Genomic DNA, 6,133 nt, shown 5'->3' with positions numbered 1-6,133 from the left:
TACCAAGTCTGAAACAATAAGTCAACAACTTTTTAAAAGAAGTTTTTTTCTTGTTTCGTGCAGTGCGCTCGTCCTCTTAAGGACAAGAATTAATATACCACGATAATTACAACATGACAACTCTTTTGTTAAATTAATTTTAAAAAGAATAGAAAAGAAGGCTACCACCTCATTACCAGGCGGCAGCCTTCCTCTTTTTCATTATAAGCGAACAGTCGGTAACGAGACTCGCCGTTTCTTCGCTTCTCTAATATAGAAGTAATAAACGGATTCCGCTAACTTCATTTGAGCTTCGAGATCACCACAGTCATCGTAACTGATTTCAAGTAAACGGCGTTTCATCAAGTAGTTTTCTTGCGCCAGCGCCAGTTCACGGAGAAAGCGTTCATCATATTCGCTCCGGATTTTTTTCCGAAACCAATTCATAACTCCCGTCTTCCCTCCATGGCACGGGATAATGTGACTTCATCCGCGTACTCCAAATCACCGCCAACCGGAAGACCATGAGCAATCCGTGTAACACGAATACCGGTCGGTTTCAGTAATCGGGAAAGATACATCGCTGTCGCTTCCCCTTCGATGTTCGGATTCGTTGCCAAGATGATTTCAGTAATGGCTTCATCTGCCTGCAGACGCGTCAATAGACTGGATACATTGATATCTTCAGGACCGATTCCTTCCATTGGACTGATTGCCCCGTGTAATACATGGTACAAGCCCTGGTAGTCCCGCATCTTTTCCATCGCGATGACATCACGTGAATCTTGAACGACACAGACGATTGTCCGGTTACGGTGTTTATCGGAACAAACGTAACACGGATCTTTATCTGTGATGTTCCCACAGATACTACAATATGAGATATCACGCTTTGCGCTCACGAGTGCTTTTCCGAACATCAGCACATCATCTTCTTCCATATCAAGAACATGAAACGCAAGACGGACAGCTGTTTTCGGACCAATACCCGGTAACTTCGTAAAACTTTCGATTAAGCGGCTGATTGCTTCAGGATATTGCAATTCGTTTCCCCCTACAGTTTAAAACATTCCCGGCATGTTCATTCCTTGTGTAAATTTACCCATTTTACTCGAAACGAGTTCATCTACTTTTTTCAAAGCATCGTTTGTAGCAGCAAGAACGAGATCTTGAATCATCTCGACATCGTCCGGATCAACCACTTCTTCTTTAATGATGACATCGATGATATTTTTATGACCATCCGCTACGACAGAGACCATCTCTCCGCCAGCTGTTCCCGTAACCGTCAAGTCCTTTAATTCTTCTTGAGCTTTCGCCATATCTTTTTGCATCTTCTGCATTTGTTTCATCATGTTATTCATGTTTCCCATACCACGCATAATTCTTCCTCCTCTAACTGAAATTAGTCTTCGAATTCTACGATATCACCAAATCGTCCGAGCGTCTCGGACAACAGTCGATCTTCTTCCGATTCGACTGCCACTTCTTTCTCTTCTATATTACTACTATTTCGTTTCGCAACAAACTCTGCTTTTAGTTCTTTCCAATCATTATCGAGAATCGCAAGAATCTGACGTTTCACACCGCAGACCTCAAACAGTGCTTCTTCAATGACGAAACGGGTCCGTTCGTTGGTCATAACCTGTTCAAAATGCCAGCCTTTCCCGTTATCAAACTCAATCAATAATGTATCTTCCGAACAGAGGACCGGTTTACTTTCATGCACCAAAGAGTAAATCGGACCATCTTGTTTAAGGATTAACTTTAAAATGGCATCCCAACGTTCTTGAATTTCAAGAAGCTGTGCCTTCTCTGCACGACTCAACATTTGCCGAATCCGCTCTTTCGCTATCCGGACAGTTGGCCGGGCTTGTTTGCGTTTGGCCGGTTGTTGCGCAGGCGTTCCTTCAGCAGCCGGGACTCCCGTGACTTTCAACTGATGCATCTGTTCCTTCAGTTCCCGTACCTCTTGCTGGAGACTCTGCATGATCTGTCCGGTCGTTCGTCCTTGTTCCGCAATCTGAATGAACGCAATTTCGACCAGAACACGGGGATGATTCGTCAACCGCATCTGCTGTTGACAGTCATGCAACTGCTCGATGATATGGAAGCAGGTTTCCGTCTCAATCGTCTCGACGAATGTTTTGAATTCCGCTGTCGGTCGTGCCCGCTCCAGCAGATCAACCGCCGTCGGAGAAGCTTTCAGGAGTAAGGTATCCCGGTAGAAAAAGACCAAATCTTCGACGAACCGTTTCAAGTCTTTCCCCGCGCGTTGCATCTGTTCCAGCGTCTGTAAAAGCTGATCGACTTGATGAGCATGCAGGGCGTTGGCGACAGCAAGTAACGCTTCATCCTCTACGGCACCCGTCACTTCCAGCACAGCATCATCATTTAAATCTCCATTGGAGAAAGCGACCGCCTGATCGAGCAGACTCAAGGCATCCCGCATTCCACCATCCGCTGCCCGGGCAATCAACCGCAATGCGGTTTCCGTATAGCCGATCGTTTGATCCGATAAGATGTACTGCATCCGTTCCATCAATTGATCGACTTCATGCCGTTTGACATCAAAACGTTGGCAACGTGAGATAATCGTCGCCGGTATTTTATGCGGCTCTGTCGTCGCCAGGATGAAAATGGCGTGTGCAGGCGGTTCTTCCAATGTTTTAAGTAACGCATTGAAGGCTCCGGTCGATAACATGTGGACTTCATCAATGATGTATACTTTGTACGCTGCTTCTGACGGCGGATATTTGACCTTATCCCGGATTTCCCGGATTTCATCAACGCCGTTGTTGGACGCGGCATCGATTTCAAACACATCAGGACTTGATCCTTCTGTAATCGCTCGACATGTCGGACATTCGTTACATGGTTCATTTACTGGCGCTTGTTCACAGTTGATTGCTTTGGCAATGATTTTTGCCAGACTTGTTTTCCCCGTTCCTCGTGGTCCAGAGAACAGATAGGCATGCGACATCCGTTCTTCCATCAAGGCGTTTTGAATCGTCCGGGTAATGTGTGCCTGTCCGACGACTTCGTCAAAACGTTGCGGCCGGTACACACGATATAATGCTTGATAGGCCAAGTTTGCGCCTCCTCTATTTATAATCCTGTTTCTATTCTACCTAAAAAAGTCTACAACCGAAACCGGCTGTAGACTTGTTATCTAAAATTAAACTGCCGCGCACCATATTCTGAAATAGGTTCAACATGCGTTACTCACGCAGCCTGCTCAGTCCAAGCGCTCCTGCGGCACACAGAGAGCACCACTTAAGGCTGCTTCCTTCCGGACCTGACCTGGTTCATGGGTATCTGTTGCGCAGGACTCAGACGTCAACGCTACTTACGTAAGGCAGACCACACCAATCCTATCCCTCGATATGGAATTCAGTCTCGCTATAGCGGATTGCGAGTGACAGGGAACCGCTACATCCCCACCTAGCACGGCAAATGGTTTATCGTATTTTAGTGGCACTTGTTTCGAGTGCTTTTTCATTATACTGTTTCATCGGTCCCGTTGCAACCCATTGCCCGTTTCCGTTGTTTCTTTTTCGCCCGGAGCTCCCGGAAAAAGGACGTCAACATCTCACCGCACTCCTGTTCAAGAACGCCACCCGTTAATTGCGAAACATGATTGAACCGTTCATCCTGGACTAAATTCATCAAAGTGCCGCAACATCCACCCTTCGGATCAACGGCTCCAAAGATGACGTGTTCGATCCGCGACAGCATGATGGCCCCTGCACACATCGGACACGGTTCAAGCGTCACATAGAGTTCGCATCCTTCGAGACGCCAGTTGGCGAGCTTGTTGCAGGCTTCTTCAATTGCGAGTAATTCGGCATGTGCCGTCGCCTGATGATTCGTTTCCCGGTGGTTATAACCGGTCGCAATCACCTCATCGCCTTTGACGATGACACAACCAATCGGGACTTCACCGATTGCTTTTGCTTTTTTTGCTTCCTCAATGGCAAGGCGCATATAGTGTTCATGCCGTTCCATCATCACACTTCCTATCTTTACAAAAATTCTCCCGCTGAAACTTCGGCAGGTGCCGCTGCTTTGTGCTAAAATATAAATTGCACTTTGCTGAACGGAGGGTAATTGAATATGTTCATAACGGTTGAAGGACCTATTGGTGTTGGAAAAACTTCACTTGCTAACGCCATCAGTCACCATTTCTCATTTTCTATGTTACGCGAAATCGTCGAAGAAAATCCCTTTCTTGGAAAGTTCTATGAAGACATCGAAGAATGGAGTTTCCAAACGGAAATGTTCTTCCTGTGTAATCGCTTTAAGCAGCTCGATGATATCGAACGTCACTATCTCAGTAAACAACGCTCTGTCGTCGCTGATTATCATATCTTTAAAAACCTTATTTTTGCCCATCGTTCTCTGAAAGTCGAGCACCTTGATAAGTACGAACAGATTTATTCGATCCTGACAACGGATATGCCAAAGCCCGATGCAGTCATTTATTTAGATGCAAGCATCGACACGTTGATGAAACGTGTTGCTCTACGCGGACGCGAGATTGAAGAAAACATGTCACGTGCTTACCTCGAACAACTGGCGGCTGACTACGAGACGTTCGTCACAGATTACCAAATCAAACATCCGGAAGTGAAAGTCATCCGATTCAACGGAGATGAACTCGACTTCGTCAAACGGCCGGAAGATTTAGAATACGTCCTGACAAAGATCCGCAACGAATTATATGAAGGAGCGAACCACGCATGAACTCGAAATTACGTGAAAAGTATAACATCCCGGCAGATGCCGTCATTACGATTGGTGGAATGGTCGGTATCGGTAAATCGACGATTACAAACGGTCTAGCAGACTCTCTTGGTTTCCGGACATCTCTTGAAAAAGTCGATACAAACCCTTACCTGGACAAATTTTATCATGATTTCGAGCGCTGGAGCTTTCACTTACAAATTTACTTCCTTGCTGAACGTTTTAAGGAACAAAAGAAAATCTTCCAATACGGCGGCGGTTTCATTCAAGACCGTTCGATTTACGAAGATACAGGTATCTTCGCGAAGATGCATTTCGAAAAAGGAACGATGTCACCAACGGATTACGAAACCTACTCGAGTTTGTTTGACGCCATGGTCATGACACCATTCTTCCCGCATCCGGATCTCCTGATTTATCTCGAAGGCTCGTTTGAACAAGTTCTTGAGCGGATTCGCTTACGCGGACGCGAAATGGAACAACAAACGCCAATCGAGTATTGGGAAGAGATGTACGAACGTTACACGAACTGGATCAATAACTTCACGATTTGTCCGGTTCTCCGTTTATCAATCGATGAATACGATTTATTAAACGAGCCGGAATCGATCGAACGGATTTTATCAAAAATCGATAAACAACTTGAAGTTGCCCGCACTGCTAAAATCCGCTAATCCAAAAGCCCGTCGACATTTCTGTCGACGGGCTTTTTTCAGACTGCAGTGACTTGTTCAATTTGAGACCGGTGATGTAAATCATGTTGCATCATGGCCCCTAAAAAATCGAGAAGCGAAATGGTTTTTCCTTTTGACGTAAACGTATCCGCCAAACGTTCTTCCGGAATCAGTTCAACGGCACGATGCAAGCGGTCACGACTGACTAAGAATTCGTCAATCGTCAAAATCCGTTGTTGTTCCCGGCTCATTTTTGCCGCCTCTTCATTAACAGCCTGGCTGTCCGGTTTTACACGAAATGGCTCATTTGCCAAGATAAACGGCAAGCGTTCCGCGACAAGGAACCGGTCCCACGGTGATAGATGACCGATGATCTCAGCGACCGTCCATTTCCCTTCCGCATAAGGCGTCCGCCATGCTTCCTCTGATATGTGTTCAAGACTGCGGACAAATTCCATCGTGTCTTGGTAATGGGTGAGTAACGTTTGTTTCGTGAGTGTCATAATTGCTGCTCCTTTTTCTGTCTAAGATGTAGGAAAACATAGCATGCCACTCTCGATCGATGCAATAAAAAAGCACCTCACCATAAATGGGAGATGCTTGTATAAGCGGAGTCGGTGGGATTCGAACCCACGCGGGCCTTGCGACCCCTAACGGATTTCGAGTCCGTCCCCTTCAGCCGGGCTTGGGTACGACTCCATGTTAAATGTAATTTTAGGTAAAAAAAAGAAGTG

Annotated in this window: 8 protein-coding genes, 1 tRNA gene and 1 other RNA gene; 2 read left to right on the top strand and 8 right to left on the bottom strand. The window is 46.0% G+C overall.

Going from position 1 to position 6,133, the window contains the following annotated elements; translation table 11 throughout:
• Nucleotides 1-201: 201 nt before the first annotated feature.
• From KNQ07_RS15720 to tadA, 6 genes are all read right to left on the bottom strand, one after another.
• Complete coding sequence (locus KNQ07_RS15720; RefSeq protein ID WP_012368934.1) at nucleotides 202-426, bottom strand: YaaL family protein; 225 nt, start codon at nucleotides 424-426, stop codon at nucleotides 202-204.
• Nucleotides 423-1,022, bottom strand: coding sequence for a recombination mediator RecR (gene recR / locus KNQ07_RS15715; RefSeq protein ID WP_012368933.1), 600 nt, complete (start codon nucleotides 1,020-1,022; stop codon nucleotides 423-425). Before recR ends, KNQ07_RS15720 begins: the two co-directional genes overlap by 4 nt.
• 18 nt (nucleotides 1,023-1,040) lie before the next feature.
• Entirely contained in the window at nucleotides 1,041-1,361 is a 321-nt protein-coding gene (locus KNQ07_RS15710) for a YbaB/EbfC family nucleoid-associated protein (RefSeq protein WP_012368932.1), read from the bottom strand.
• Between the two features lie 23 nt (nucleotides 1,362-1,384).
• A complete protein-coding gene (dnaX, locus tag KNQ07_RS15705; protein ID WP_214767912.1) occupies nucleotides 1,385-3,070 on the bottom strand; it encodes a DNA polymerase III subunit gamma/tau in 1,686 nt (561 codons plus the stop codon).
• 95 nt (nucleotides 3,071-3,165) lie between these two features.
• Nucleotides 3,166-3,432, bottom strand: an RNA gene (gene ffs, locus KNQ07_RS15700) — signal recognition particle sRNA large type.
• Between the two features lie 48 nt (nucleotides 3,433-3,480).
• Entirely contained in the window at nucleotides 3,481-3,987 is a 507-nt protein-coding gene (tadA, locus tag KNQ07_RS15695; RefSeq protein ID WP_041261387.1) for a tRNA adenosine(34) deaminase TadA, read from the bottom strand.
• 108 nt (nucleotides 3,988-4,095) lie between these two features.
• On the opposite strand from tadA, the gene KNQ07_RS15690 reads away from it, so the two are divergent.
• Both KNQ07_RS15690 and KNQ07_RS15685 read left to right on the top strand, forming a co-directional pair.
• Complete coding sequence (locus KNQ07_RS15690; RefSeq protein ID WP_012368929.1) at nucleotides 4,096-4,725, top strand: deoxynucleoside kinase; 630 nt, start codon at nucleotides 4,096-4,098, stop codon at nucleotides 4,723-4,725.
• The gene (locus KNQ07_RS15685; protein WP_012368928.1) at nucleotides 4,722-5,399 is read left to right on the top strand and encodes a deoxynucleoside kinase; all 678 of its coding nucleotides are present in this window, start codon (nucleotides 4,722-4,724) and stop codon (nucleotides 5,397-5,399) included. The genes KNQ07_RS15690 and KNQ07_RS15685 overlap by 4 nt, the downstream gene beginning before the upstream one ends.
• A gap of 38 nt (nucleotides 5,400-5,437) precedes the next feature.
• Here the strand turns inward: KNQ07_RS15685 and KNQ07_RS15680 are convergent, their stop codons facing one another.
• Nucleotides 5,438-5,902, bottom strand: coding sequence for a DinB family protein (locus KNQ07_RS15680; RefSeq protein WP_214767909.1), 465 nt, complete (start codon nucleotides 5,900-5,902; stop codon nucleotides 5,438-5,440).
• A 106-nt stretch (nucleotides 5,903-6,008) separates the two neighbouring features.
• A tRNA-Ser gene (locus KNQ07_RS15675) sits at nucleotides 6,009-6,098 on the bottom strand.
• Between the last annotated feature and the right edge of the window lie 35 nt (nucleotides 6,099-6,133).

The sequence above is a fragment of the Exiguobacterium sp. s145 genome (genome assembly GCF_018618835.1).
Taxonomy (GTDB): domain Bacteria; phylum Bacillota; class Bacilli; order Exiguobacteriales; family Exiguobacteriaceae; genus Exiguobacterium_A; species Exiguobacterium_A artemiae.
This window is presented reverse-complemented; position numbering and strand designations above follow the sequence as displayed.